This window comes from Actinoplanes sp. NPDC051475, from assembly GCF_040689425.1.
GTDB lineage: Bacteria > Actinomycetota > Actinomycetes > Mycobacteriales > Micromonosporaceae > Actinoplanes.
In genome coordinates, this window is record NZ_JBFAZZ010000006.1 from 244,604 (window position 1) to 270,280 (window position 25,677).

A 25,677-nucleotide genomic window follows, 5' to 3' on the forward strand; every position below is an offset into this window, starting at 1 on the left:
CGGGGGTTCAATCCTGTGCGCCGCGTCAGCGGTCATTCTCACCGACGCGGCAGGCCACGTCTGCGCGACTGTCCGGTTACATGCGGATACTTCGCCCTCGGTTGTGCGGCCGGTCACCGGACAGGGTGGTTTGAGGCAGGAGAAATCGAGCATAGAGGGCAGCGTGCCGCTGACTGAGTCGTCCACGCCATGACCCTGCCGTTCATCGCCGGTCCTCAGACCTGCGGCTCGCTCTCTCCCGACGGCGGCGCCACCCTCGAATGGCTCGTGACCGACGGCCTCGGCGGCTACGCCACCGGCACCGCCTCCGGCCTGCGCACACGCCGCTACCACGCCCTGCTCGCCGTGGCCGACCCCGGCACCGCGGTCCGGCACGTCGCGCTGGCCGCCCTCGACCTCACCCTCACGCTGCCCTCCGGCGCACACGTCCCGCTGTACACCCACCAGTGGGAGTCCGGCGCCGTGTCGCCCGAGGGGCACCGCTACCTCGAGACGTTCACGCTGGCCGACGGCCTGCCACGGTGGCGCTGGCGGGTCGGCGACATCGTCGTCGAGCGGGAGCTGGCGATGATGCACGGCCGCAGCGCCCTCGGCGTCGTGCACCGGGTGCTCGCGGCACCCGGTCCCGTCGGCCTCGCCGTCGCGGCCATGTGCACCTGGCGCGACGCGCACGGACAGCGGCGTGCCGGCGCCGGCGAGCCGCGTGCCGAGCACCTCGCCGACGGGGTGGTCGTCGAGGACGCCTACCGGCTCTCCGGGCCGGGGTGGCAACCCGGGGGCGGCTGGCACCTGGGGGCGTACCAGCGCGAGGAGGCCGCGCGGGGGCTGCCCGCCACCGAGGACCTCTGGCTCGCCGGCACCTTCGTCGACCGCCTCGACGCCGGCGACACGATGGAGATCTCCGCATGGGCCGGTGCCCTGGGCGATCGCCCGCCGGCCGCCGCCACCGTCGTCGCGGCCGCCCGCGAACGCGCCCATGCGCTCGTGACCTCGGCCAAGGCCGACGGATCCGCGGCGGGCCTGGTGCTGGCCGCGGATCATTTCGTGGTCGCCGGGACGGACGGTCCCGACGTCGTCGCGGGCTACCCGTGGTTCGGCAGCTACCTCGGCGACACCATGACGGCGTACGAGGGTCTGTTCCTCGAGACCGGCCGCGCCGAGGAGGGCCGCGAGCTCCTGCTGGCCCGGACCAGGGCGGCCACCCGCGCCGTACGGGACGAGACCGGGCCGTGGGGCCCGCACGGCTCGCTCGACGCCCCGCTGTGGCTGGTGCACGCCGTCGACCGGCACGTCCGGCGGACCGGGGACAGCGACCTGGCGGCCGAACTGGTCGGCTCGCTCAGCCGGCTCTTGCGCGGGCACCTCGGCGGCCGCGGGACGCTCGCCGTCGACCCCGCCGACGAGCTCGTCCGGCTGGACGCCGACGCGGGCAGCTGGATGAACGCGTACACCGAGGACGGGCCGGTCACCCCACGCATCGGCAAGCCGGTCGAGATCAACGCGCTCTGGGTCAACGCCCTGGCCGCGATGGCCGACCTGCTGGACGAGGCCGGCAAGGACGGCGCGGACCTGCGAGCCCGGCACGCCCGGGCGCGGGAGTCCTTCGCCGCCCGGTTCCGCGCCCCGGAGGGCTGGCTCTACGACGTCATCGACGGGCCCGCCTCCACGTACCCGCTGGGTGCCGGCGCCTTCGACGACGATCCGTCGCTGCGCCCCAACCAGCTCTTCGCCTGGTCGTTGCCGCACGCCCCGCTGGCCGGTCCGGACGGGCGCGATCTCGACCGCGCCGCGGTGCGCGCCGTCGGCGGCGCGCTGCTCACCCCGCTGGGCCTGCGCACGCTGGCGACCAGCGAGTACGGCTACCAGGGCACCCACCGCGGCGGCCGGGACGAGCGGGACATCGCCTACCACCAGGGCACGGTGTGGCCCTGGCTGATCGGCCCGTACGCGGATGCCTGCGCCGCCACGGGACTGCCCACCGAAGGGCTGCTGACCGGACTGGAGGCGCACATGCGAGAGGCGGGGGTGGGATCGTTGAGCGAGACGGCCGACGGCGACGCGCCGCACCGGGCCACGGGAAGTCCGTTCTCGGCCCGGTCGGTCGCCGAGACACTGCGGGTACGGGGGTACGCCTCATGAGCCGGATCCTGATGCTGAGCTGGGAATACCCGCCGCTGCTGGTCGGCGGCCTGGGCCGGCACGTGCACGCGCTGGCCACATCGCTGGTGGCGGCCGGCCACGAGGTCACCGTCGTCACCCGGCACATCCCCGGGGCGCTGCGCGAGGAGTACGCCGAGGGCGTGCACGTCGTACGGGCACCCGACGACCCGCCCGCCTTCCCGGTCGAGAACGGCAACATGGCCGGCTGGGCCACGGCGTTCAACCACACGCTGACCCGGGCGGCTCTGCGCGCCGCCCGCACGGCGAATTACGACGTCGTGCACGCCCATGACTGGCTCGTCGCGCACGCCGCCGTGACCCTGCGCGAGCACCTCGACGTGCCGCTGGTGGCCACGATCCACGCCACCGAGGCCGGCCGGCACCAGGGCTACCTTCCGCACCCGCACAACCGCACGATCGACGACGTCGAGCGCTGGCTTGCCGCCGAGGCCGCCCGCGTCATCGTCTGCTCGGAGTACATGCGCGACGAGGTGGTGCGGCAGTTCGGCGTACAGGTGGCGAAGACCGACGTGGTGCACAACGGCGTCGACGTCCTGCGCTGGTACGCCCGCCCACGCGCGATCGCAGCCGCCCGCCGCCGCTTCGCCGGTGACGCCCCGCTGGTGTCCTTCGCCGGCCGGCTCGTCTACGAGAAGGGCGTCCAGCACCTGATCGCTGCGGTCCCCCGGCTGCTCGAGACCAGCCCCGGGCTGCGGGTGGTGATCGCCGGCGACGGCCCGTACCGGTCGGAGCTGGAGGCCATGGCCTCCCCCGCCGTGAGCTTCGCCGGCTTCCTGACCGGGCACCACCTGACCGCGCTAATGGGTGCGTCCGACTGCTACGTGGTGCCGAGCATCTACGAGCCGTTCGGCATGGTGGCCCTGGAGGCCGCGGCGGCCGGCACCCCGGTGGCCGTGTCGTCGACCGGCGGCCTCGCGGAGATCATCGAGAACGGGGTCACCGGCGTGACGTTCCCGCCGCAAGATCCGGAAGCGCTGGCTTCTTCGGTGGGCTCGGTGCTCACCGACCGCGAGTTCGCCCGCGGCCTGGCCCGCCGCGGCCGGCGCCGGGTGCGCGAGGACTTCGCCTGGCCGGAGATCGCGGCCCGCACCCACGCCGTGTACGAGGCGGCGCAGGCCAGCGGCCGGATGACCCGGGAGGCCGAACGGGTGCTGGCGGACGACCGGCTGCTCACCGCATGAGGGCGCTGGTCCTCGGCGGGGGCGGCATCACCGGCATCGCCTGGGAACTGGGCCTGCTCACCGGCCTGCGCCGGGCCGGCACCGACCTCGGCAAGGCGGACCTGATCATCGGCACCTCAGCGGGCGCGTACGTCGGCGCGCTGCTCGCCACCGGCGTGGAGCTCGACGAGGCCGTCGAGACAACGGCCGGGATCGAGATCGAGCTGTCCCCGCGCATCGACCCCACCCTGCTCGCCCAGGGCTTCGCGGTGCTCAGCGACCGCTCGATGGAGCCGCGAGAGGTCCGGTCCCGGCTGGGCGCGCTGGCCCGCCAGGCCCCGGTGGGCGAGGACGGCCCGCACGTGGCCCGCTTCGCCGGCCAGCTGCCGGTGCACGAGTGGCCGCGCACGCCACGCCTGATCGTCACGGCGGTCGACACCGCAACCGGCGACCTGGCCGCTTGGGACGCGGACGCCGGGATCCCGCTGCCCGCCGCGGTCGCGGCCAGCTGCGCGCTGCCGGGCGTCTTCCCACCGGTACGGGCGGGCGACGGCTGGTTCATGGACGGCGGGGTGCGCTCGGTGACCAACGCCGACCTGGCCGCAGGGGCAGACACAGTCGTGGTGGTGGCACCCACAGGAGGCATGTTCCGGGCGTCCCCGGCTTCGGAGGTGGCGGCTCTGGGAGTGTCCCGAAGCCTGCTGATCGCGCCGGACGACGCCGCACGGGCCGCAATCGGCGGCAACATCCTCGATCCTGGCCGCCGGGGCGCGGCCCTCGCGGCGGGCACCGCCCAGGCGGAGAGCGTCGCGGCCGCCGTGGCCGAGACCTGGGGCTAGGAAGGGCGCGACTACTCAGGTTTCTGTGGGTAGATCGAGGGTGACTCCGCCGAGGCAGAGGTAGATGGCTGCGGTGAGGGCGTCGAGGTTGCGGTAGCCGTAACCGCGTCGTTGGATGAGTCGGATTTTGGCGTTGATGCCTTCGAGGCGGGAGTTGGACAGGCCGAGTTCGACGGCGGCGACGATGGCGTCGGCGTGTTTCTCGATCCGGCGGACGAGGTTGCGGAAGGCGGGGATCCGGCTGCGTTTCGCGGCGGTGCACCAGCGCTTGAGGTAGGCGCGTGCGTCGGCGGGATCGGTAGTGCGGTAGAGGTCGCGTAGTCGTTCCTTGAGTTCCCAGGTACGCCAGAGCCGGTAGCGGTGCCGCCGTAGCAGGTTCAGGATCTGGTGGTGCTGGTCGTCGAGGTTCTCCCGGCCGGCGCGGACGGCGAAGCGGGCGCGGCGCCAGTCTCGCCGTTCGGGCATGCCGGGGCCAGACGTCATGGTGGGTGCTTCGGCTCGGTAGACCGAGTCGACGACTTCGTTGGTCCATTTGATGACGTGGAACGGGTCGAGGCAGATCCGTGCTTGCGGGATCTGCTCTCGGGTGACCGGTAGGTAGACGCTGCTGCCGTCGAGGCTGATCGCCTCGACCGCGGCTGATCGTTCGGGGCCGAGGGCGGCGAAGAAGTCCTCGAAGGCGGCCTTGGAGCGTTCCTTGCCGACCCAGACGACGTTTCCGGTGTCGTGGTCGGCGACGATGGTCAGGAACTTGTGGCCGCGCTTGTAGGAGATTTCGTCCACGCCGATGCGGTAGAGCTGGTCGAGTCGGGCGTCGTCGATGTGGTCGGCCACGACTCGGGTGACGATCGCGTCGACCGCTTCCCATGAGCAGCGCAGCAGCCGGGCGATGCTTGCCTTGTCCATGCGCTGCGCCAGCCATGCGGCGACGTTCTCGAAGTCGGCGGTGTGCCGCGCATTTGGCCGTGCCCACGGGACCTGCTCGGTGCGGACTCGCCCGCAGTATCGGCAGTCGACGCGGTGGATGTCGGCCTCGAGCCAGACCTGGCAGGCACCGAAGTCCAGATGCCGCCATCGGCGCCGCGACGTGTCGTAGCGGGCCGTGGTCGACGCCCCGCACGGGCAGATCAAACGCCGCCGGCGTCGGCGAAGCCCGATCACGAGTCCTCGGTCGGTAAAAGTGGCCGACTGCACCGTCGCACCGGACAGCCGAAGGATTCGGTTGAATGCCGTGGTTAGCCGCATAAGTTGATCAACGAGCGTGGCAGGCCTGACCTAACCCGAGGGTGGTCCGCATGGGTTGCCGGATCTTGGCCGGGCGGCACTCATGATCGGCCGAGAAGGGTGATCTCCGGCGCTTTCGTGTTCTCTAGGCTGCCCCGATGTCTACCCGGGTCGCCGTGCTGTTCGCCGCACCGTTCGTGGTGCTGGCCTTCGTGCTGCGCCTCGGCGAAAGGCTCTGGCTGGAACCGTTCACCTGGAACACCCCTTCGGCCCTCTTGGGCCTGCTTGTTTTTCTCGGCCTTGTCGTCGGCAGTGCAGCCGTGCCCGTCGGCGGGTACTGGCTGCTCACCCAATCAGCCCGCAGACGCCCCAAGACGTGGCACCTCGATGCCGGCAAGCGGCGTTTCACAGCGCCAGTCTCGCCGTACGGCCCAGGGCCGTGGGCGATCGTGGCCGGATGGCTAGCCGGGGGGACCGTTCCCACCGAGCGGGTGCCCAACCAAGACCACATGCGCATCGCCCGGCTTGACGTGACGACCTCGATCCTCATCGTCACCGCCGCCGCTATCATCATCATCACCCTGCTGTGTTTGATCCTGCTCGCGGCGCCCAGTGCGCCGGTCCTGAGCCTGGACTCCGACGGGATGACGCTACGCGGCCTCTGGCGCCGAACCCGGCTGCGGTGGGACGAACTGGCCCCCGGAGGCCCACCGCGACCCAGCAAGGACAACCCTGCGGTTCTCGTCCTGTATCAGCAAACGCCCCTACCGGCAGGGAGGCCGCCGCGTCGACGCCGGCTGGACGCGCGTCGGCTGCACATCGATACTGCGTTCCTGGCCGACACGATCCGCTGCTACGTCGACAATCCCGACCGCCGTGCCGGCATCGGCACTGCCGAGGAGTTGACGGCATTGCAACTGAGCTCAGAACAGAGACCACCATCGGTCCACCACCGTTGACCGGCGTGGTCCGACGTCGGCGACCAGCCGCCAGCGCGGTGGGAACCGACGCTGCGCAACGAGCAGGACGTGATAGATCAAGGGGCTTTGGCCTACCGTCTAACCAGCGAGTCCCGTTCGGATCACTGTTCTCGCCCTCAGTCTCGGACCCCAGCGAGCCGCCCGACGCCCACACAAACCTGAGCAGTCGCACGCTTGTTCGTGGGAATACTCAGGGATCCTCCGGCCCGCAACGGCCCCACCCGGCGGGCCAGTGGTTGACAATGTCAACCTGGTGGCCTAGGTTGACATTGTCAACCTGAAAGGACGTGAAGATGTCCACGGTTCTGATCACCGGTGGCCATTCCGGCATCGGCCTTGCTGCGGTCCGCGTGCTCGCTGCCAAGAAGATCGACCTCGTTCTGGCGGGCCGCAGTCCGGATCGGATGGGCGAGGTCGCCGATGAACTGCGTGCGGCGCACGGGCTACGCGTGACCACGCTGGCGCTCGATGTGTCTTCCCTCGCGTCGGTCCGGGTGGCCGCTGTGCAGCTGCGCCAGCTGCTCGGCTCCGGCGAGGTCACCTCGCTCGACGCGATCGCCTGCAACGCGGGAGGCCGCTTCGACGGCGCCGTCTCCTTCAGCCCCGAGGGGTACGAGACGACTTTCGCGACGAACTGCCTCGGGCACTTCCTACTCGTGGAGCTTCTGCTGCCGTACCTGTCCGAGAACGGCCGGGTGGTGTATACCGCCAGCAGTACCCACGATCCGGATTCCCTGGACGGGCGACTGGTCGGCGCCGTCGTCGAGCCGGACGCCGTCGCGCTGGCCACCACCGGCAAGGGCGGCGCGAAGGCGCTGCCAGCGGGAAAGCGCTACTCGACCTCGAAGCTGTGCACGGTGATGTACGCCTACGAGCTGGACCGCCGGCTCCGCACGGCCGGCAGCTCCATATCCTCGATCGCCTTCGATCCGGGGTCCGTCCCCGACACCGGATTTCTGCGCGGCATGCCCAAGCCGGTCCAGTGGCTTTCCGCCAGCGCCGCCATGAAGTGGGTCACGAAGCGCATAGGCGCCGTCACCTCCGATGCCCAATTCTCGGGTGCCTCCCTGGCGGCGCTGGTCGCCGACCCGGACTACGCCGACGTCTCCGGCAAATACCTCCAAGCGAACGACGGGACCCTGTCGGCGGTGCGATCGGCGCGCCTTTCCTACGACGAGCAACGCGCGGCAAAGCTGTGGGACGACACCAAGCACCTCGTCGGCCTAACCGCCGACGAAGAGCCGGTGCTGCTGCGATGAACACCGCCGAGCGACTTGTCGCGGCCGCGGCCGAACTGCTCGACGAGGGTGGGGAAGCCGCCGTCACCCTCCGCGGGGTCGGCGCCGCGACGGGCGTCTCCCACAACGCCCCCTACAAGCACTTCGCCAGCCGCGACGACCTGCTGGCGGCCGTCGCGACCACGGACTTCCGGGCCCTTGCCGAGGCTTGGCAGCGAATCCGGACGTCGGAGAAGGAGCCGAACCAGCGCCTGCTCGGCGCGCTCGACACCGTGATCCGCTTCAGCCAGGACCATCCCGCGCGCTACCGGCTGCTCTTCAACAGTCCCGCCATCGCCGTGCGAGGCGGCCCACTGACAACCGCCGCGGACGAGGCGCTCGGCGTCTTCGCCGCCATCGTCGAGGACAGCCAGGCGGCCGGCGCTCTCCCCGCCGCCTCCAGCGACAACCTCGCCATTCTTATCTTCGCGACCGCACACGGCCTGATCGACGCCGATGCCAGCGGCCGGCTGCGGTCCAAGACTGGCTGGGCAGAGGTCGGCACGGGCCTGCAGATCCTGGTCCGTCTGCTGTCGAACAGTCGATAGAGCTTAAGGAGCACCTCAGCACATGACCGACCCAGAGATACCAGTTTTCTCGATAGCCGAGCGCGACCGTCGGTGGGACCTGGCGAGGACCTTCATGACCCGCGAGGGCCTCGACGCGCTGCTAGTCTTCGGCGAGCACGAAGATGCGGGCCCCGCCCCGGTCGCCTACGACACCTGGTTCACCAACGGCCGGGCCGGCGCGACGGTCGTCTTGCCCCGCACCGGCGAACCGATCTCACTGCTGCCGGGCCCTATGTACATCATGGACCACCTGGAGTCCTCCCGCCGGGGCGAAGCCATGTGGATTGCCCCGGAGAACCTGCGCGGCGCCCGCAGCTCCGGCACGATCATCGAGGCGCTGCACGAGTCCGGGCTGGACGAGGCGGTCATCGGCGTCGTCGGCCTGGGAGCTCACATGCCGTGGCACCCCGAGGGCATCATCCCCTACAGGCTCTGGAACACCGTCCTGACCCGCCTGCCCCGGGCCGAGTTCCGTTCCGTGGACCTCGCCTTCGGCCGGCTCGTCCTGCAGCTCGGTCAGGAAGAACTCGCCGCGCTGCGGCAGTCGGCGAGAATCGGTGACGCCATGGTCGAGGCCATGGTGGCGACGGCCGCTCCCGGCGTGCCGGAAAGCCAGGTGTACGCGGCGGGCATGGCCGAAGGCTACGGCCACGGAACGCTGCCCGCGGCCATGCACCTGTGGTCGGGACCCGACGTGGTCGCGGCGGGACCGCCGGCCTGGGGCCACCGCCCCCAAGCTCCCCGCGTTCTCGCCGACGGCGACGTCATCTACGCCGAGGTGTTCGCCAACTTCGGCGGACGCCACACCCAGAACCAGGTCACCATCGCCGTCGGCGATATCCACGAGGACTTCCACCGGGCTGCGCAGGTCGCCCGGGCGGCCTACGACGCGGGCCTTGCAGCGCTGCGCCCGGGCCGGGCCTTCGGCGACCTCGTCGACGCGATGCACGAGCCGATCGATGCCGCCGACGGCTGGCCGTTCCTGATCGCGGTCCACTCGCTCAACCCCGGCCTGTCCGTGGGCAAGGGACGTGGATTGTTCAGCCGCATCCCCGGCACCGAGGGCTACCCGCGCGTGCCCGACCACCCCACCTTCCTGCCCGACCTGGAACTGGTGCCGGGAATGAGCTTCGCGTTCGAGCCGAACTACGCGTTCGGGCGTCACCTGGTCCACCTCGGCGGCACGGTCGTCGTCGGCGAGGACGCGCCGATCGAGCTCAACCCGTACACGGCACAACTCCTGCACGCGGCGGGAACCACGCATGTCTCCTAATCGGAGCCGCAGCGCCGAAGCAGGCGAATCGACACCGTGTTGCTCACATCGGTGTCCGCGTAGAGCGGACGGAACCGATCCCGCTCGAGGAACTGCCGCAGCGCCTCGGTGCCGATCGCACGGCCCCTGAACTCAAGTCACCTTGACATCCATGCGCCTCACTATGAGCGGCCGGCGGTGTGTCCGCGGGATGCGAGCCGCCAGGCCAATCAAGCGCCGAAGTGAACATGCGCCCACAGAAACCCGAGAAGTCGCGGAAGGGCTCTCGGATCAGCCGACCTGATCTCGCCGACACGATTCGCGTGCTGCAATAACGATCGCGGCGGCGACCCCTTTTCGCCACCTTCGCCAGGTTGATCCCGCACCGGCAGAGCGCTGATCGCGTTCATTCCGCTGACAGGGTGGACCGACAACGAAAGAGGCGAACAAAGTGCCTAGGACGGATGAAGGTTCCGCCGGCGGCCGCCTTGCCCGTATACCGCTGGTGGTGCGGGTGATCATCGCGGTCATCCTGATGGTGGTTGGCGAGTTCCTCGCCACTGCCTGCAGCGTCGAAGCGTCGTGGCAGTACGACGGCGGCATCTTCTCTGATCGTCCGTGGGAATTCTGGTTCGCGCTGGCCTGCGCCGGCGTCGTAGCGAGCCTCGCCGTACCGAGCGTCACCTGGTGGCTCCTGCTCCCCCGGGTCCGCTGGTTCGGACCCGCCGCACTGGTGGCCCTCCAGGGCGCCTGGATCTTGTTTCTCGTCTACGAACGCATATAGCCGCCGAGTTGATTCAAAGCCGCGACACAACGGTGCCGGCACACTTCAAGCCGCACGGTTGTCGCTGTAGATCGACAGGTTGGTCCAGGCCGCGGAGATCAGCGGCACCGCGACGCCGTGCCGCTCCGCGAACGCGACCAGGTCGCCGACGATGGCGTCGGCCTCGACCGGGGCTCCGGCGACCATGTCCCGGTACATCGACGACGTCATAGGGACGTCGCGCGCGGTGATCGACGTGCGCAGGAATGCCTGGGCCGACTCCCGCGGCGGGTGACCGGCGGCCGACGCGACGGCGATGGCCTCCTCGGCCACGGCACCGGCGAAGGTGACTCCGCCCGGCGCCGCGGTGATGTCGGCGACCGTGGCCCGCATCAGCGTCGTCACGACGCCGAGGCTTGCCAGGAAGACCCACTTCTCCCACATCTCGTGGACGATCTGCGCCGACGGCTGCGACTCGAACCCGGCCCCGGACAGCGCCTCGGTCACCGCCGCGAGCCGGTCGCCGCCGCCGCCGTCCAGCGGGCCGTAGGCGAGTCGCTGCAGCCCGGTCAGCCGGACGACGTCGCCCTCCTCGGTCAGCGTGCCGGCGATCATGCAGACGCCGCCGTAGACCCGTTCGGCGCCGAACGTGTCCACCAGTGTGTCGATGTGGCGCATGCCGTTGAGCAGCGGCACGATCACCGTCTCTGGGCCGGCAGCGGGCCCGATGTCGGCGACGGCCTGCTCGAGCCCGTAGCTCTTCACGGCGAGGACGATGAGGTCGTACGGCCCGTCGAGCGCATCGGCGGTGACCGTGCGGACCGGGATCACCCGCTCGTCGCCGGGTGACAGGATCCGCAGGCCACGCTCGGCGAGCGTGGCGCCGCGCCGGGGCCTGACCAGGAACGTGACGTCCCGGCCGGCCTCGGCGAGCAGGCCGCCGAAGTAGCCGCCGGTCGCCCCGGCGCCCACGAACAGCGTGCGCACGTCAGGCCCCGAGCAGCTCGTCGACGTAGCACCACTTCCACGTCTCACCCGGCTCGTACGAGCGCATCACCGGGTGCCCGGTCTCCTCGTGGTGCCGGGACATGTGCCGCCGGGGCGAGGAGTCGCAGCAGCCCACGTACCCGCACTCCAGGCAGAGCCGGACGTGGACCCAGTCCTGGTGGCCGTCGTGCTCGCATTCCGGGCAGCCCGCCTCGTACGGCGACAGCGGGGTGGGCTCGGCAGCGTCCTTGAGGTGCTGGCAGGTCAATCGTCACTCCGGTTCAGCTGGGACTCTTCGAGGTCGAGCTCCCGCTGGGCGCGGTTGAGCACCTCTTCGGAGATGCGCCCCTCGTTCCGGGCGATCTTGAAGACGTGCCGCTCGGCGGTAATCATCTCGCGCCGCAGCCGGCCGTACGCGGCGGAGGGGGTCTCCTGCACCTGGCTGCCCAGCCGTTCCCAGGCGTTGTTGGAGCGGCTGTCGGTGAGGGCACGCAGCCGGTCCACCACCGAGGGGGGCGCGCCGTCCGCCGCCGCCTCCAGCCGCTCCAGGGCCGCCCGGCTCGCCGCATGCTGCACGCTCGCCTCGGCCAGCGCGTCCTCGGCGCTGGTGTCCTCGCCCACTCCGAGCCGGCGGGCCAGCATCGGCAGCGTGGTGCCATGGATCAGCAGGGTGAGCACGATGACCGCGAAGGCGACGAATACGAACAGGTCCCGCGTCTTCGCCGTGGGCGGCAGGGTGAGCGCCGCGGCGAGCGTCACCACGCCCCGCATACCCGCCCACGCGATGACGGCCGGCACCGCGGGGGGTGGGCGCTCCTCGCGGGCCCGGATCCGGGGCAGGAGCCGGGCCAGGTAGGTCGCCGGGTACATCCACACGAACCGGACCGCCACAAGGGTGAGGAAGACCAGCACGGTGACCCGGACGGTGGTCGCCACGTCGGTCTCCAGGTGGCTGACCAGGTCCCGCAGCTGCAGGCCGACCAGCAGGAACACGACGCCCTCGAGCAAGAAGATGATGAGCCGCCAGACGGCGTCCATCTGCAGCCGCGAGGTGGGCGAGAGCAGGTACGGGATCCGGTGGCCGAGGTAGAGACCGGCCACCACGACCGCGACCACGCTGGAGGACTGCAGCTTCTCGGCGACGATCACCACGACGAACGGCGTGAGCAGCGAGACGGCGTCGTCGAGCAGCGGGTCGAGGATCCGCTTGTGCAGCCAGGCGGCCCCGACGGCGAACGCCAGGCCGAGCAGCACGCCGACGCCCGCTTTCAGCGCGATCTGCCCGGTGATGGTCCAGAAGCTGACCGCCGCGCCCAGCGCACCGGCCGCGATCCGCACCATGACCAGGGCGGTGGCGTCGTTGAGGAGGCTCTCGCCCTCGAGGATGACCACCACCCGCCGGGGCAGGCCGATGCGGCGGGCGATCGCCGTTGCCGACACCGCGTCGGGCGGCGCGACGACCGCGCCGAAAGCGATGCAGGCGGCCAGGGGTACATCGGGCAGCAGGGCGTGCACGACGAATCCGACGATGAACGCGGTGAACATGACCAGGCCGACGGCGAGCAGCAGGATGGGCCGCAGCGCCCGGCGGAAGGCGACGAGGTTGGTCTGCAGCGCGGCCACGTAGAGCAGCGGCGGCAGGATGCCGATCAGCACCAGCTCGGGCTCGATGTGCACCTCGGGGATGCCGGGCACGAAGGACAGACCGAGACCGGCCACCAGCAGCACGAGCGGCGCGATGAAGCCGAGCCGCCGGGCCAGGGCCGCGCCGAGCACGCAGATCGCCACGATCACGACCGTGTCGACGATGGGTTCCATGGCGGGAAGCTTAGAGAAGTCCGCGCGCCGCGGCCTGTGGCGCCACCCACTGCGCGCAGGGCTGTCCGCAGCCGCCGGGCCTAGGAAGAATGAGCCGTTCTACTCACGCCGCGCACCCCCGTACTGCTGAAGGCTGGCGCTCATGACCTTGACCGTTCCCCGCGTGGGCATCACCGCGGTGGCCAGCGTGCTGCCCGAGCGGGAGGTGACCACCGCCGATCTGCAGGATCAGGTCGCCGCCGCGAGCGGGCTGCCGCTGCCGGCCGGCATGTTCGCGCAGACGACCGGGATCGACCGGCGCCGGGTCGCCGCCGACGACGAGTACGCGTCCGACCTGGCCGTACGCGCCGGCCGGGCGGTGCTCGACCGCGCCGGCCTCGACGCCCTCGACATCGACCTGCTGTTGTTCGCGTCGGCGACCCGCGACATGGTCGAGCCGGCCACCGCCCACGTCGTGCAGGCGGCGCTGGGCAGCCGGGCGCACGCGCTCGACGTGACGAACGCCTGCAACAGCTTCCTCAACGGCATCGACCTGGCCCGCTCGATGATCATGGCGGGCCGGGCCCGGCGGGCCCTGGTGGTCACCGGGGAGACGCCGACCCGGTCGATGCGGCCGCGGCTGGAGGACATGGCGCAGGCCCGCAAGGCCTTCGCCGGGTTCACCTTCGGCGACGCCGGGGCGGCGGTGCTGGTGGAGCCGGTCCGCACGGGCGGGATCCTGGACGTGGACAGCGAGACGCACTCGGAGCACTGGCCAGTCGGCGGCATCTTCGGCGGCGGCTCCCGGCACCCGCGCGGCGACGAGCACACGTACTTCACCGGCGACGGGCACAAGCTGCGCGGCGTCTTCGAGAAGATCGGTCTCGGCCTGCTCGAGCGGGTCGCGTACCGCACCGGGCTCGGCTGGGACGACTACGCCAGGGTGCTCGTGCACCAGGTGACGATGCCGTACCTGGAAAGGTTCGTCGAGGTGGCCGGGGTGCCCGCGGGCAAACTCGAGATCACCGTGCCGGAGCTGGGCAACCTCGCCAGCGCCACGCTGGGCGTGCAGCTCGCCCGGGTCCGCGACCGGCTCGCCCCCGGAGACCGGGTGCTCTTCGTCGGGCTGGGCGGCGGGGTCAGCCTGATGACCATGGTCTGGGAGGTCTCCGCATGACCGAGTTGTGGGTGATCGTGCCGGCTTTCAACGAGGCAGCGCGGATCCGGCAGACCCTCGAGGCGCTGGCGGCGCAGACGGACACCGCCTTCGAGCTGCTCGTGGTGGACAACGGCTCCACGGACGGCACCGCCGACATCGCCCGGTCGTTCACCGCCGTGTTCCCGGTGCACGTGCTGGTCGAGCCGGAGAAGGGGGTCGGCTGCGCGGTCGACACCGGGTTCCGGCACGCCGTCGCGCAGGGGGCCACGCTGCTGGCGCGTACGGACGCCGACTGCCTGCCCCGACCGGGCTGGGTGGCGGCGGCGCGGGCCGGGCTGCGCGGCGGCGCCGGGCTGATGTGCGGCCGGATCACCGCCCGCCGCGACGAGCACGGCCCGGCCGGAAGGGCGCTCTTCCGCACGCTGGTCGGTGTCGCGGCGACGTTCGGGCGGCTGCGGCCGGCGCACCGCGAGTCCGGCTACCGGGCGCCCTACCGGATGCACGCGGGCAACAACATGGCGATCACGGCGGAGCTCTACCTGGCGTGCGGCGGGATGCCCCGGCGCCCCTCCCCCACAGACCGGACCTTTCTCAACCGGGTACGCCGGACCACCCCGGCCATCCGGCACAGCCGGGCCATGGTCGTGGAGAACTCGACCCGGCGGCTGAGCGCGTACGGGATCGTCGGCACCGCGAAGTGGTACCTCGACCGCGGCAGCGGCGAACTGACGGCGGATCCGCGCTGATGCTCGGCGACCTCATCGCGAGCCTGCGCGACGACGACCCGCGGCCCGCCGTCCTCGGTGCCCGGCGCGGCGGCCGTGTCGTCATCCGGGCCACCCGTGGCGACCTGCACCGGCTCGTCACCGGCTACGCCGCGGCCCTGCACGCCCGTGGGCTGGTCGCCGGCGACACGGTCGGGGTGGCCGTACGCCCCGGGCCGCGATCGCTGGCCGTCCTGCTGGCGGCGTACCACTTGGGCCTGCGCGTCGCGGTGCTGGACCCGACCGCCGGCCCGGACGTGCTGCTCGCCCGGCTGGCCCTGGCCCGGCCGCGGCTGGTCCTGGCGGATGCGGCCGCGCAGGCGGTCGCCGGCTGGGCCGCCCCGCTCGCCCGCCGCGCCCACCTGGCCCTGCCCGACCTCGCCGCCCTCGCACCGACGGTGACCATCGGCCGGCGACTGCCGGGCAGCGCCCCCACCCTGCCGCCCGCCGCCGGCCCCCGTCCCCGCGGGCACGACGGCGAGGGCGACGCGGTCGTGGTCTTCACCTCCGGTACGACCAGCATGCCGAGGGCGGTGGTGCACACCCGGGCGAGCGTCACCGCGGGCATGCGCCTGGTCCACGACCTGGTCCGCCCCGCCCCCGACCGCCCGGTGCTGGGCGGCACGTTCTTCGTCCTCGTCCCGTCCCTGGCCGGCGGCGCCGCGGTGGCCCTGCCCGCGAGCCGGCCGGCGCGTCTGGCCCGGCAGGCCGCCCGGCTCGCGCCGCAGGCGACGTATCTGACCCCGCCGCAGCTGCGCGCCGCGCTCGCCGCGGGCATCCGCTTCACCGGCCGGGTCTACAGTGGCTCCGCCCCGGTCAGCGCGGAGCTGCTGGCCCGGGTCCGGCGCGCCGGCGCGGACGAGGCCTGGGGCGTGTACGCCCTCACCGAGGTCTTCCCCGCGGCCGCCGTCGAGGCTACCGGCAAGGCTGGTCACGAGGGCGACGGCGACCTGGTGGGCGAGCTCCTGCCGGGCGTCCGGGCGCGTACGGACGCCCACGGTCAGCTGCTGCTCGCCGGCCCGAACGCCGCCGACCGCTACCTGGGCGAGGAGCCGCAGGAGTGGATCGCCACCGGTGACGTCGGCCGGGCGCGCGACGGCCGGGTGGTGCTCGGCGGCCGGTGCAAGGACATGATCCTGCGCGGCGCCGAGAACATCTATCCCGGCCTGTACGAGCCCGCGCTGCACGTACCGGGCGTCGAACTGGCGGTGCTCGTGGGCGTGCCGGCCGGCGACGGCGACGAGCGCGTGGTCGCCGTCGTGCAGCCGGCCGCCGGGTCCTCCCCCGATGCGGTCCGGGCCGCCCTGCGCGCCCCGCTGATGAGGATGGGCGCCGCACGGCCGGACGCGGTGATCCTCGCCGACGTACCGCTCGCCGGGCGGTCCCGCAAGCCCGATCGTGCCGCGGCGGCCCGGCTGGCGGCGGCCTCGTGAGGGACCTGGCCGTAGTGGTTCCCGCCTACAACGAGTCCCGGCTGCTGCCCGGCACGCTCGCCGCGCTGGCCGCCCAGTCCGATCAGGACTTCACCCTGGTCGTCGTGGACAACGCGTCCACCGACGACACCGCGGCGGTCGCGGCCGGTTTCCCCGGCGAGGTCGAGGTCGTCACCGAACCCACCCCGGGCGCGGGCACGGCGGCCGACACCGGATTCCGGCATGCGATCCGGTACGGCGCGACGAAGCTGTTGCGTACGGACGCCGACTGCCTGCCGGCCCCGGACTGGGTCGCTACCGGCCGATCCCTGCTGGACCGCGCCGATCTGGTGTGCGGCCGCAGCATCCCGCGCCGCGACGAGAACCCGACCTGGGCCCAGCGCCGGATCTATCCGGCCGTGGTACGCCTGGCCGCGCGTGCCGGCCGGTGGCAGCACCGCTCGCCGTCCGCCCGGGCCCCGTTCGTGCTGGTCCACGGCCACAACCTCGCCATCACCGCGGAGCTGTACGAGCGGTGCGGTGGCACGCCCCGGGAAGCGCTGGAGGACGGCGCCGAGGACGTGACCCTGCTGAACCGGGCCCGCCGGCACAGCGAGCGGATCGTCCGGGCCGAGGAGCTGGTGGTCGAGACCAGCCTGCGCCGGTTGCGCGGCTGGGGTGCGCGCCGCACGTTCCTGTGGCACTGGGACCGCCGCTACCGGCCCCAGGCGGAGGCGGTGCACGTCCGATGAGGGCCCGCACCCGCGACCGCCGCGTCTACCTGCTCAGCCATCCCCTGCTCTTCGCCCTGCTCGCCGCCACCCGCCGGCGCCCGGCCGTACGGCTGGGCCGCACCGTGCTCGTGCACGACCGCGAGGCCTTCGTCGCGGGCCTGACCCGGATCCCGCTCGACCGCACCGCGGCCGGGACCACCGGCGGGGCGGCCGGCCGGCTCACCGGCGGGGACCTGCTGTTCGACCAGAACGGCGACGACCACCGCCGGGCCCGCCGGGACACCGCGGAGGCCCTCGGCGCGACCGGGGTGTCCCGGCTCCGCCCGACGTGGACCGGGCTGCTGAACCGGTGCCTCAAGCCGCTGGCCGACGGCGCCACCGTCGATCTGGTCCCGGTGGCGGCCGAGATGGCAGGCCTGACGGCCGCCGCGTTGCTGGAGGTCGACGTGGACGGCGTCACGCTCGCCACGGCGGCCCGCGCCGCGGCCGCGGCGGCCGCCCGCGCCCACCTGCCGGGCGTCCGCCGTCCCGGCACGGCCCGCGCGGCCCGGCAGGCCACGGAGCGGCTGTCCGCCCTGCTCGCACCGGACGGCGGCGACCACGCGGCGCTGGCGACCATGCTGGCGGTGGCCGCGGTCACCACGACCGTCGCCGCCGTGCCCCGGGCGGCGGCCTGGGCGTGCGACGCCCAGTTGTGGGCGTACGCGGACCGCCCGGCGCTCGCCGACGAGCTGCTGCGGGTCACCGCCCCCACCCCGCTGCTGCCCCGGGTGGCGGCCGAGGCGGGCGAGCTGCCGGTGCCCGGCGGGTGCCCGGTGCGCGCCGGCGACCGGATGCTGCTCGTCGCCCGGCACGCCCTGGACGCGCACCGGCTCGATCCCGACCCCGCCCGGCCTGTGCCCGCCCGGATCGCCCAGCTGGCGTTCGGCGCCGGCACGCACGCCTGCCCCGGCGCCCGGCTGGCCCGGACCCAGCTCGCCGACGTCCTGCGGATGCTGGCGCCGTACCGGCCGGTCGTCGTCCGGGCCCGGGTGGACCGCGGCGCCGCGCTGCCCTCGTGGCGCTCGCTGGTGGTGCGGGCGTCGTGAGGCTCGCGGTGACCGGGGCGTCCGGCTTCTGCGGTGCGGCCGTCGCCCGGCTGGCCGCCGCGGCCGGGCACGACGTGGTGTGCCTGGGCCGGCGTCCGGGACCGGTGGGCGGGTACGTCCGGTGGGACGCCGCCGGCGAGGTTCCCGACCTGGCGGGCGCCGACGCCGTCGTGCACCTGGCCGCGGCAGTCGGCGATCCGGGACGCCGGGCCGAGGCGGCGTACCGGGCGGTGAACGTCGGCGGCACGGCCCGGCTGCTCGAAGCCGCCCGTGGCCGGCCCGTCGTGTGGGTGAGCAGCGCCAGCGTCTACCGCCCGGGCCCGTATCCGGGGCCCGTGGACGAGGAGCATGCGGTCGGGGGCCAGCGCAGCGCGTACGGCCGGACCAAGGCCGCCGGGGAACGACTCGCGCTCGCGGCCGGCGCGGTGGCGCTGCGGCCCCGGGCGGTGTACGGCGACGGCGACCGGCACTTGCTGCCCCGCCTGCGCCGAGTGGTCCGAGGCGGCCGGGCATGGCTGCCGGGACCGGACGTCGTGATGAGCCTGACCGCGGTGGAGAACCTGGCGGCGGCCTGCCTCGCGGCGCTGAGCTGGCCGGGCGGGGCGTACAACATCGCCGACTCCCGGCCGTACCGGCGCGACGAGGTGCTGGCCCGTATCCTGGGCGTGCCGGTCCGGCACGTTCCGGCGGGTCTGGTCCGCGGCCTGGCCTCGGTCACGCCGTCGCTGACCCGCTACGCGGTCGACCAGCTCACCGACGGCATGGTCCTGGACCTCGGCCGGGCCCGCGCGCGGGGCTACCGGCCGGAGCGGGAGCTGGCGGACTACCTGGTGTAGATGACCGGCGAGCGCATGAGCGTGCCGGCGTGGGTGCCCGCACCGCTGCTCCGGCTCACGACCGCGTCCAGCGAGAAGATGTAGCCGGTCTTGGGGTCGAGCTTGGTGAGCGTGGCGCTCATCGGGCCGCACTGCTGCTTGGGCCTGATCGACACCCAGCCGATGTCCCGCTGCTTGCCCGTCCGGAGGTCCTGGCTGATCGCGGTGAGCCGGTACTCCACCAGGTTGTATCCGCCGACGTTGTACCAGGTCGCCGTGGCGCTCGTGGTGCCCGGCGCGACGGTCAGCGCACCGATCCGGGAGAAGTGCACGGTGTCCGGCGCGCAGGTCGGGGTCGCCGAGCCCGTGGGGGTGGGCGCGGTCGCCAGGAAACCGGTCGAGGTGGGGATCGGGTACGGCGGGATGCCGCTGCTGGGCCTCGGCGTGGGCGTGGGGCTGCCCTGGGCGACCACCAGCCAGGAGCCGCTGCCGTTGCCCGTACTTGCCGCGGGCGTCGGGATGCCCGTGGTGGAGGAGCCGCCGAGTCCGCCGCAGCCGGCCAGCAGGAGGGGCGCGAAGAGCAGCAGCCAGCGTCGGTTGTGGTTCATGCGTTCCTCCCCTCGTGCTGTCGGACCTGGTCGTCTCCCGGGACACATCGACAGCGGGGAGGGCCACTTTAGGAGCGGCCGTACAGCTCACGGGTGCGGTGGGCGAGGTCTTTGGTAGCGGCCGAGTTGACCCAGGTGCCGAGAACCACCGCGGCGCCGGGGACGATCTTGGCGAACATGTGCTTCGCCGCGCGTACGCCGGCCATCTGCGCCAGCTTCACGCCCAGCTTGAGCATCACGCCGCTGAGCGGCCGGTCGGCGGCGCCGGCGAAGAGCCGGCTGGCCCGCTCGCGGCCGGCGGCGACGCCCAGCGCGACCCGGGCGCTCTCGGCGACCTTGTGCACCTTCTGCAGCACCAGGAGATCGGTGGCGCGATCGGGGCTGGTGGGGTCGGCGCCGTACGCCGCAGCGATGTGCAGCACCATGCGGGACTGCGTCCAGGCAAGCACGCCGACGTCGACCACGGCACCGGGCAGACCGGTGGCCCCGGAGACCGCGCCGGAGAGCCGGGCGTGGTTCATGAAGCGCTTGACGGCCTGGTCGGCGAGGGCGTCGGCGGCGATCCCGGGCTGGTCCTCGCGGGCGCGGTCGGCCCAGCGCCGCGCCTCCGGGCCGAGCCTGCGCACCGCCTCGAGGGCCAGGTGCTCGGGGGCGTACTGCGGGTCGGCCTTCATCCGGGCCCAGAGGGACCCGGGCGGTCCGGCGTCGTCGGGCGTGGGTGGTGACGGGGGTACGGCGGGATCGCTCACCAAATCGCTCCGAGGGGGAGGAAAGAAGACCTGCTTCATTGTGCCTTGCATATGCACGTGCACGACAAGTTCGCGCACATGTAACACGCTGCGCAGCCGTCCGGTGACGGGACCCGGCCTCGCGTTCTGCTCATGCCGCACGCGGTGCGACCGATCAGTCACCCAGGAGCACCCGGACCCGGCAGGAAGGCAGTGCCGCATGACGGTCGACGAACGGCAGGTGGATCGGCTGCGGCCGACTCCGATGCTGCTGACGGCGGCCGCGGCCCTTCTGGTCTCTATCGTCCTGTTCGCCGTCAACTACGCCGAGCAGCGCACCCAGGTGATCTGGGGTTGGTTGCCCGCGGTGCTCGGCACCGCCATCCCGAGCTGGGCGTGCTGGCGCACCGCATCCGCTCCCGGACTCGACCGGGTCGCCGCGCGCGTCTGGCGCTCCCTCGCCATCGTCTGCGCTTTCGTTGTGCTCGGTGTCATCGGCGACGCCCGGCACTTCGTGCTCGACCACGAGGCGGTCGACCCGGAGCGCGACCTGCCCACCTCGATCGCGTACGGCGTCGCGCTCCTGGTACTGCTCTGGACCTTGCTGCGGCTGCCGATCGGGGCCCGCCAGCGCCGGGACCGGGTGATGGTCCGGTTCGTCCTGGACGCCGCCACGGTCACCGTGACGCTCGGTGTCTTCTCCTGGTACTTCACCATCCGGGTGCTCGGCACGCCGGAGGCCGGCAGCGCCACGGTCGCACCGATGCTCATGCTGACCGCCCTGGGGCTGATCGCCTCCCTCGCCTTCGTCAAGGTCACGGTCACCGGCTTCGGCGGCCTCGACCGGGGGGCGTTGCGGCTGCTGACCGGGTCCGCAGTGGTCGGCGGGACGACCTCCGGCCTCTCCCAGTACATCTTCGACCTGCACGCGGGCCTGAGCGCCGTGACGATCTTCATCCCGGGCACGCTGCTCTTCGTCGCTTTCGCCGCGGACCGGCAGCGCCGGGCCGCCCACGTGCAAGTCCCGCCGCGGCGCCCGCGGTCGTTCAGCATGGTGCCCTACCTGGCGGTCGCCGCCACGGACGGCTTGCTGCTGGCCGTAGGCAGCGCGGCCGGCACCGTGGTGCTGACCGTCGCCCTCGCCGCCGTCCTGCTCACGGCCCTCGTGGTGGCCCGCCAGATCAACGCCCTCGCGGAGAACGGGCGCCTGCTGCGCCGGGTCGACGCCAACCTGCTGGAGCTCAACCGCTACCAGACCCAGCTGACCCACCGCGCCAACCACGACGCCCTGACCGACCTCGCCAACCGCTCGCTCTTCGAGCAGAAGACCCAGGAGGCGCTGGACCGGACCGGCGAGGGCGCCGAGACGCTGAGCCTCGCGCTCATCGACCTCGACGACTTCAAGGCGATCAACGACCGGCTGGGCCACGCGGTGGGCGACGCCATGCTGGTGGTCGTCGCCGACCGGCTGCGTGAAGCGGTCCGCACCGACGACGTCGTGGCCCGCCTCGGCGGCGACGAGTTCGGCCTGCTGCTGCGCGACCTGCACAGCGACGAGGCGACCGAGGTCCTCGACCGCATCGCCGAGTCGCTGACCCGCCCGGTCCACGCGCTCGGGTACGACCTGCTGGTCAAGGCCAGCATCGGCCTGGCCGAGATGTGGCCCGAGGCCAGCCCGCAGGAGCTCCTGCGCCGCGCCGACCTCGCCATGTACGCCGCCAAGGAGCGCGGCAAGGGCCGGCACGCCGTCTACGATTCCCGGCTCGAGCAGGACAAGGCGGCCGACGCGCAGCTCGGCGCCGACCTGCGCCGGGCCCTGGACGACGGCGACTTCACCCTGGTCTACCAGCCCATCGTGGCGCTGCCCGGCGGCGAGTGGACGTCGCTGGAGACGCTGATCCGCTGGAAGCACCCGGAGCGCGGCTTCATCGGCCCGGACGTGTTCATCCCGATCGCCGAGCGCACCGGGCTGATCGTGCCGCTCGGTGACTGGATCCTGCGGACCGCGCTGCGCCAGGCCGCCGACTGGCAGGAGCGCTTCGGCGCGGCCGCGCCCGGCGAGATCGGCGTCAACGTGTCGGCCCGCCAGCTGCGTGAGCCCGGCTTCGCCGCGGACGTACGGGCGGCGCTGGCCGACACCGGCTTCGACCCCGAGAAGCTGGTCGTCGAGGTCACCGAGACCGCGGTCTTCGACGGTGGCGTCGCCCTGGACACGCTGCAGAACCTGGTCACGCTCGGGGTCCGGATCGCGCTGGACGACTTCGGCACCGGCCACTCCTCGCTGGGCCTGCTGCGTACCTGCCCGGCGGACACGCTGAAGGTCGACAAGTCGTTCGTCGACGGGATCGGCGGCCGCTCCGAGGAGGCCGTCATCGCCACCGCGATGATCCAGATCACCAACGGCCTGCACCTGCAGGCGATCGCGGAGGGTGTGGAGACCGCGGAGCAGGCGGAGACGCTCTTCCGGCTCGGCTACCGCTTCGCGCAGGGTTACCACTTCTCCCGGCCGCTCTCCCCCGACCAGGTCAGCGAGCATCTGGCCACATACCGGCCGCTGCCGGTCTGAGGGCGAAGTCCGGGATATCACCTCGGCGGACCCGGCGGCAGCCGATAGTGAGAAAGGGGACGACTGCGTCCCCATTCGAGCTACCACGAGGTCGTCACGAATGTCTGCCGCCAGAAGAGCGCCGTCCTTCCGCCTGCCCACCTTCCGGAGCCCGCTCGGGAACTGGCTCGGCAACCGGTCGCTGAACACGAAGATCCTGATCATCGTGGCGGCCATGACGATCGTCGCGGCCGCAGTGGGACTCGTCGCCCTCGCGCGCCTGGCCGAGATGGCGTCGGTGGGCGAGAACCTGTTCAAACAGAGCTTCACCGCCTCGAAGCAGCTCAACAAGATCAGCTCGGACACCGGCACGGTCCACGCCTACGTGCTCACGTACGGCCAGTCCCCGTCGCCGGACATCGCGGCGGCGATCAAGAAGATGGACGCCCAGATCGTCCAGGACGGCGCCGCCTACCGGGCCACCACGATCAACCCGAAGCTGATGGATCAGACGCTGTTCCTGTGGACCAAATACGTCGAAGCGCGTGACGCCTACCTCAAGGCCGCCGACGCCGGGAACGCCCAGGCCACGCTGCAGGTACGCGACACCCAGGTGCAGCCCGCCATCCTCCGGGCGAAGTACAACCTCGAGCAGCTCGCGATGCAGGAGGAGGCGGCGGCCCGGGCTCGCGCCGCGGAGGCTGCGTCGACGTACAACTCGGCCCGGACCTTTGTGATCATCACCCTGCTCGTGGGCCTGACGCTGGCCACCCTGCTGGGCCTGGCGATCGCCCGCAGCATCGTGGCGCGGGTGCGCAGCGTCTCCCAGGTCATCGACAGCATCGCCGCCGGCGACCTCACGCGTACAGCCAGGATGGAGTCGAAGGACGAGGTGGGCCGCATGGCGGATCAGCTCGACCGGGCGACGGCCACCCTGCGCAGCACGATCTCCAGCATCACCGGCAGCAGCCACACGCTGGCCGGCTCCGCGCAGGAGATGGCCGAGGTGAGCAGCCGCATCGCCGTCAACGCGGAACAGACCAGCTCCCGCGCCGACCTGGTGTCGACCGCCGCCGGGACGGTGAGCAGCAACGTCGACACGGTCGCCGCCGCCAGCGAGGAGATGACCGCCTCGATCAAGGAGATTGCCAGCAGCGCCGCCGACGCCGCGGCCGTGGCCCGCGGCGCTGTCGAGGTCGCCCAGTCGGCGAACACCACCGTCGCCAAGCTCGGCGTCTCGTCGGCCGAGGTCGGCAACATCGTCAAGGTGATCACCTCGATCGCCGAGCAGACCAACCTGCTGGCCCTGAACGCCACCATCGAGGCGGCCCGTGCGGGCGAGGCCGGCAAGGGCTTCGCCGTGGTCGCCAGCGAGGTCAAGGACCTGGCGCAGGAGACCGCGAAGGCGACGGAGGAGATCTCCAACCGGATCCAGGCCATCCAGACCGACACGTCGGCGGCCGTGGACGCCATCGGGGAGATCGCCGCGGTCATCGAGCGGATCAACGCGTACTCGGACACCATCGCGTCGGCGGTGGAGGAGCAGACCGCCACCACCAGCGAGATCGGGCGCAGCGTCGCCGAGGCGGCCGGCGGCTCGACCGAGATCGCCCGGACGATCTCCGGCGTGGCGGAGGCCGCCCAGAACACCAACGACGGCGTGACCGAGTCCCGGCGCACCGCCGACGAGCTCGCCCGGCTCGCCGAGGAGCTGCAGTCGCTGGTGTCACAGTTCCGCGTCTGACGACCGGAATGAATGGTCGCGGTCGGGTGTTGCTCCTCTGTCGCCCGTGGGTCCACGGGCGACGTACATGAGGAGGTCCGCAGCGTGCTCGACCCACACGGGCTCTACGAGTTGGCCGACGACCTGCCTGAGCTGGACGGTGTGGTACTCGTCCAGGCACTCACGGGGTTCGTCGACGCGGGAAGAGCCATCCAGCTCGCCCGCGAACACCTGATGGAGCAGTTCGAGGGGCGCGTCCTGGCGACGTTCGACCTCGACCAGCTCCTCGACTACCGGTCGCGCCGTCCTCCGATGATCTTCGTCGAGGACCACTGGGAGAGCTACGAGCAGCCCAGCCTGGCGCTCCACCTGCTGAAGGACCTGACCGGCACCCCGTTCCTGCTGCTCGCCGGCCCCGAGCCGGACCTGCACTGGGAACGGTTCATCGAGGCCGTCCGCGCCCTGATCGACCGCTTCGGCGTCAGCCTGACCGTCGGCCTCAACGCCATCCCGATGGCCGTACCGCACACCCGTCCGGTGAGCGTCACCGCGCACGCCACGGATCAGCGCCTGCTCGGCGAGCGGGAGTCGTGGCTGCAGCGGGTGCAGGTCCCGGCCAGCGTCGGCAACCTGCTCGAGTTCCGCCTCGGCCAGGCCGGCCACGACGCCATGGGCTACGCCGCGCACGTACCGCACTACCTCGCCCAGACCACCTACCCGGCGGCCGCCGAACTGCTCGTCGAGTCGGTGGCCAACACCACCGGCCTGGTGCTGCCCACCGCGGCCCTGCACGAGGCGGCCACCGAGGTCCGCGACGAGATCGACAAGCAGGTCGCCGACGACGAGCAGGCCGGCCGCCTGGTCACGTCCCTGGAGGCGCAGTACGACGCCTTCCTGCGCGGCCGGGCGGGCAACCTGCTCGCCGAGCAGAGCGGCGCACTACCCAGCGCCGACGAACTCGGCGCCGAGCTGGAACGCTTCCTCGCCGAGCAGGCCCGCGACAGCGAATGACCTCGCGGGCCTGGCCGATCGCCCGCACGGCGATCGGCCGGCCCGGCGGCTCCTGTTCCGG

At 72.4% G+C, this 25,677-nt stretch carries 23 protein-coding genes and 1 pseudogene; 17 read left to right on the forward strand and 7 right to left on the reverse strand.

The window, feature by feature from the left end:
- Positions 1-189: 189 nt before the first annotated feature.
- From AB0368_RS15020 to AB0368_RS15030, 3 genes are read left to right on the forward strand one after another with little or no spacing between them, the layout of a single operon-like run.
- Complete coding sequence (locus AB0368_RS15020; RefSeq protein WP_366154420.1) at positions 190-2,139, forward strand: amylo-alpha-1,6-glucosidase; 1,950 nt, start codon at positions 190-192, stop codon at positions 2,137-2,139.
- Positions 2,136-3,362, forward strand: coding sequence for a glycosyltransferase family 4 protein (locus AB0368_RS15025; protein ID WP_366154421.1), 1,227 nt, complete (start codon positions 2,136-2,138; stop codon positions 3,360-3,362). The genes AB0368_RS15020 and AB0368_RS15025 overlap by 4 nt, the downstream gene beginning before the upstream one ends.
- Complete coding sequence (locus AB0368_RS15030; protein WP_366154422.1) at positions 3,359-4,180, forward strand: patatin-like phospholipase family protein; 822 nt, start codon at positions 3,359-3,361, stop codon at positions 4,178-4,180. Before AB0368_RS15025 ends, AB0368_RS15030 begins: the two co-directional genes overlap by 4 nt.
- Positions 4,181-4,195: 15 nt before the next feature.
- Here AB0368_RS15030 and AB0368_RS15035 read toward each other — a convergent pair whose 3' ends face one another.
- Complete coding sequence (locus AB0368_RS15035) at positions 4,196-5,341, reverse strand: ISL3 family transposase (protein WP_366154423.1); 1,146 nt, start codon at positions 5,339-5,341, stop codon at positions 4,196-4,198.
- 221 nt (positions 5,342-5,562) lie between these two features.
- On the opposite strand from AB0368_RS15035, the gene AB0368_RS15040 reads away from it, so the two are divergent.
- The 4 genes from AB0368_RS15040 to AB0368_RS15055 all read left to right on the forward strand — a co-directional run bounded on the left by AB0368_RS15040 (position 5,563) and on the right by AB0368_RS15055 (position 9,503).
- The gene (locus tag AB0368_RS15040) at positions 5,563-6,363 is read left to right on the forward strand and encodes a hypothetical protein (protein WP_366154424.1); all 801 of its coding nucleotides are present in this window, start codon (positions 5,563-5,565) and stop codon (positions 6,361-6,363) included.
- 314 nt (positions 6,364-6,677) lie between these two features.
- Positions 6,678-7,643: an SDR family NAD(P)-dependent oxidoreductase gene (locus tag AB0368_RS15045; RefSeq protein ID WP_366154425.1), complete on the forward strand. Its 966-nt coding sequence runs from the start codon at positions 6,678-6,680 to the stop codon at positions 7,641-7,643.
- Positions 7,640-8,209: a TetR/AcrR family transcriptional regulator gene (locus tag AB0368_RS15050; RefSeq protein WP_366154426.1), complete on the forward strand. Its 570-nt coding sequence runs from the start codon at positions 7,640-7,642 to the stop codon at positions 8,207-8,209. The genes AB0368_RS15045 and AB0368_RS15050 overlap by 4 nt, the downstream gene beginning before the upstream one ends.
- A 22-nt stretch (positions 8,210-8,231) precedes the next feature.
- Positions 8,232-9,503, forward strand: a complete 1,272-nt coding sequence (locus AB0368_RS15055) for a M24 family peptidase (protein WP_366154427.1) — start codon at positions 8,232-8,234, stop codon at positions 9,501-9,503.
- Here AB0368_RS15055 and AB0368_RS15060 read toward each other — a convergent pair.
- Positions 9,500-9,625: pseudogene (locus AB0368_RS15060) on the reverse strand (GNAT family N-acetyltransferase); the annotation flags it as partial. The gene AB0368_RS15055 and the pseudogene AB0368_RS15060 overlap by 4 nt on opposite strands.
- A 371-nt stretch (positions 9,626-9,996) precedes the next feature.
- Between AB0368_RS15060 and AB0368_RS15065 the strand changes: the two are divergent.
- Positions 9,997-10,266, forward strand: a complete 270-nt coding sequence (locus AB0368_RS15065; protein WP_366154428.1) for a hypothetical protein — start codon at positions 9,997-9,999, stop codon at positions 10,264-10,266.
- A gap of 45 nt (positions 10,267-10,311) precedes the next feature.
- On the opposite strand, the gene AB0368_RS15070 is transcribed toward AB0368_RS15065, so the two are convergent.
- From AB0368_RS15070 to AB0368_RS15080, 3 genes are read right to left on the reverse strand one after another with little or no spacing between them, the layout of a single operon-like run.
- Positions 10,312-11,232 carry a ketopantoate reductase family protein gene (locus AB0368_RS15070; RefSeq protein WP_366154429.1) on the reverse strand — a complete coding sequence of 307 codons (921 nt, stop codon included), beginning with the start codon at positions 11,230-11,232 and terminating at the stop codon, positions 10,312-10,314.
- 1 nt (position 11,233) lies between these two features.
- A complete protein-coding gene (locus AB0368_RS15075) occupies positions 11,234-11,500 on the reverse strand; it encodes a UBP-type zinc finger domain-containing protein (RefSeq protein WP_366154430.1) in 267 nt (88 codons plus the stop codon).
- The gene (locus tag AB0368_RS15080) at positions 11,497-13,050 is read right to left on the reverse strand and encodes a Na+/H+ antiporter (RefSeq protein WP_366154431.1); all 1,554 of its coding nucleotides are present in this window, start codon (positions 13,048-13,050) and stop codon (positions 11,497-11,499) included. The genes AB0368_RS15075 and AB0368_RS15080 overlap by 4 nt, the downstream gene beginning before the upstream one ends.
- 142 nt (positions 13,051-13,192) lie before the next feature.
- On the opposite strand from AB0368_RS15080, the gene AB0368_RS15085 reads away from it, so the two are divergent.
- From AB0368_RS15085 to AB0368_RS15110, 6 genes are read left to right on the forward strand one after another with little or no spacing between them, the layout of a single operon-like run.
- Positions 13,193-14,206 carry a 3-oxoacyl-[acyl-carrier-protein] synthase III C-terminal domain-containing protein gene (locus AB0368_RS15085; RefSeq protein ID WP_366154432.1) on the forward strand — a complete coding sequence of 338 codons (1,014 nt, stop codon included), beginning with the start codon at positions 13,193-13,195 and terminating at the stop codon, positions 14,204-14,206.
- Positions 14,203-14,934 (forward strand): glycosyltransferase family A protein, encoded by a 732-nt coding sequence (locus AB0368_RS15090; protein ID WP_366154433.1) that lies wholly within the window; start codon positions 14,203-14,205, stop codon positions 14,932-14,934. Before AB0368_RS15085 ends, AB0368_RS15090 begins: the two co-directional genes overlap by 4 nt.
- On the forward strand, positions 14,934-16,385 hold the full coding sequence (locus AB0368_RS15095) for a class I adenylate-forming enzyme family protein (RefSeq protein WP_366154434.1): 1,452 nt from the start codon (positions 14,934-14,936) through the stop codon (positions 16,383-16,385). Before AB0368_RS15090 ends, AB0368_RS15095 begins: the two co-directional genes overlap by 1 nt.
- A complete protein-coding gene (locus tag AB0368_RS15100; protein WP_366154435.1) occupies positions 16,382-17,116 on the forward strand; it encodes a glycosyltransferase family 2 protein in 735 nt (244 codons plus the stop codon). Before AB0368_RS15095 ends, AB0368_RS15100 begins: the two co-directional genes overlap by 4 nt.
- Positions 17,113-18,186, forward strand: coding sequence for a cytochrome P450 (locus tag AB0368_RS15105; RefSeq protein ID WP_366154436.1), 1,074 nt, complete (start codon positions 17,113-17,115; stop codon positions 18,184-18,186). The genes AB0368_RS15100 and AB0368_RS15105 overlap by 4 nt, the downstream gene beginning before the upstream one ends.
- Positions 18,183-19,022, forward strand: coding sequence for an NAD(P)-dependent oxidoreductase (locus tag AB0368_RS15110; protein WP_366154437.1), 840 nt, complete (start codon positions 18,183-18,185; stop codon positions 19,020-19,022). The genes AB0368_RS15105 and AB0368_RS15110 overlap by 4 nt, the downstream gene beginning before the upstream one ends.
- On the opposite strand, the gene AB0368_RS15115 is transcribed toward AB0368_RS15110, so the two are convergent.
- On the reverse strand, positions 19,010-19,609 hold the full coding sequence (locus AB0368_RS15115) for a hypothetical protein (protein ID WP_366154438.1): 600 nt from the start codon (positions 19,607-19,609) through the stop codon (positions 19,010-19,012). The genes AB0368_RS15110 and AB0368_RS15115 overlap by 13 nt on opposite strands.
- Positions 19,610-19,677: 68 nt before the next feature.
- On the reverse strand, positions 19,678-20,358 hold the full coding sequence (locus tag AB0368_RS15120; protein ID WP_366154439.1) for an EcsC family protein: 681 nt from the start codon (positions 20,356-20,358) through the stop codon (positions 19,678-19,680).
- Positions 20,359-20,557: 199 nt separating this feature from the next.
- Here AB0368_RS15120 and AB0368_RS15125 point away from each other — a divergent pair, with 199 nt between their 5' ends.
- From AB0368_RS15125 to AB0368_RS15135, 3 genes are all read left to right on the forward strand, one after another.
- Complete coding sequence (locus AB0368_RS15125) at positions 20,558-22,903, forward strand: EAL domain-containing protein (protein ID WP_366154440.1); 2,346 nt, start codon at positions 20,558-20,560, stop codon at positions 22,901-22,903.
- A gap of 100 nt (positions 22,904-23,003) precedes the next feature.
- Positions 23,004-24,626 (forward strand): methyl-accepting chemotaxis protein, encoded by a 1,623-nt coding sequence (locus tag AB0368_RS15130; protein ID WP_366154441.1) that lies wholly within the window; start codon positions 23,004-23,006, stop codon positions 24,624-24,626.
- A gap of 84 nt (positions 24,627-24,710) precedes the next feature.
- Entirely contained in the window at positions 24,711-25,616 is a 906-nt protein-coding gene (locus AB0368_RS15135) for a PAC2 family protein (RefSeq protein WP_366154442.1), read from the forward strand.
- Positions 25,617-25,677 lie beyond the last annotated feature (61 nt).

Coding starts and splice junctions, on each gene's coding strand:
- AB0368_RS15090 (WP_366154433.1), top strand. CDS start 14,203: ATGACCGAGTTGTGGGTGATCGTGCCGGCTTTCAACGAGGCAGCGCGG.
- AB0368_RS15045 (WP_366154425.1), top strand. CDS start 6,678: ATGTCCACGGTTCTGATCACCGGTGGCCATTCCGGCATCGGCCTTGCT.
- AB0368_RS15115 (WP_366154438.1), bottom strand. CDS start 19,609: ATGAACCACAACCGACGCTGGCTGCTGCTCTTCGCGCCCCTCCTGCTG.
- AB0368_RS15125 (WP_366154440.1), top strand. CDS start 20,558: ATGACGGTCGACGAACGGCAGGTGGATCGGCTGCGGCCGACTCCGATG.
- AB0368_RS15085 (WP_366154432.1), top strand. CDS start 13,193: ATGACCTTGACCGTTCCCCGCGTGGGCATCACCGCGGTGGCCAGCGTG.
- AB0368_RS15050 (WP_366154426.1), top strand. CDS start 7,640: ATGAACACCGCCGAGCGACTTGTCGCGGCCGCGGCCGAACTGCTCGAC.
- AB0368_RS15025 (WP_366154421.1), top strand. CDS start 2,136: ATGAGCCGGATCCTGATGCTGAGCTGGGAATACCCGCCGCTGCTGGTC.
- AB0368_RS15030 (WP_366154422.1), top strand. CDS start 3,359: ATGAGGGCGCTGGTCCTCGGCGGGGGCGGCATCACCGGCATCGCCTGG.
- AB0368_RS15040 (WP_366154424.1), top strand. CDS start 5,563: ATGTCTACCCGGGTCGCCGTGCTGTTCGCCGCACCGTTCGTGGTGCTG.
- AB0368_RS15080 (WP_366154431.1), bottom strand. CDS start 13,050: ATGGAACCCATCGTCGACACGGTCGTGATCGTGGCGATCTGCGTGCTC.
- AB0368_RS15055 (WP_366154427.1), top strand. CDS start 8,232: ATGACCGACCCAGAGATACCAGTTTTCTCGATAGCCGAGCGCGACCGT.
- AB0368_RS15130 (WP_366154441.1), top strand. CDS start 23,004: ATGTCTGCCGCCAGAAGAGCGCCGTCCTTCCGCCTGCCCACCTTCCGG.
- AB0368_RS15095 (WP_366154434.1), top strand. CDS start 14,934: ATGCTCGGCGACCTCATCGCGAGCCTGCGCGACGACGACCCGCGGCCC.
- AB0368_RS15105 (WP_366154436.1), top strand. CDS start 17,113: ATGAGGGCCCGCACCCGCGACCGCCGCGTCTACCTGCTCAGCCATCCC.
- AB0368_RS15020 (WP_366154420.1), top strand. CDS start 190: ATGACCCTGCCGTTCATCGCCGGTCCTCAGACCTGCGGCTCGCTCTCT.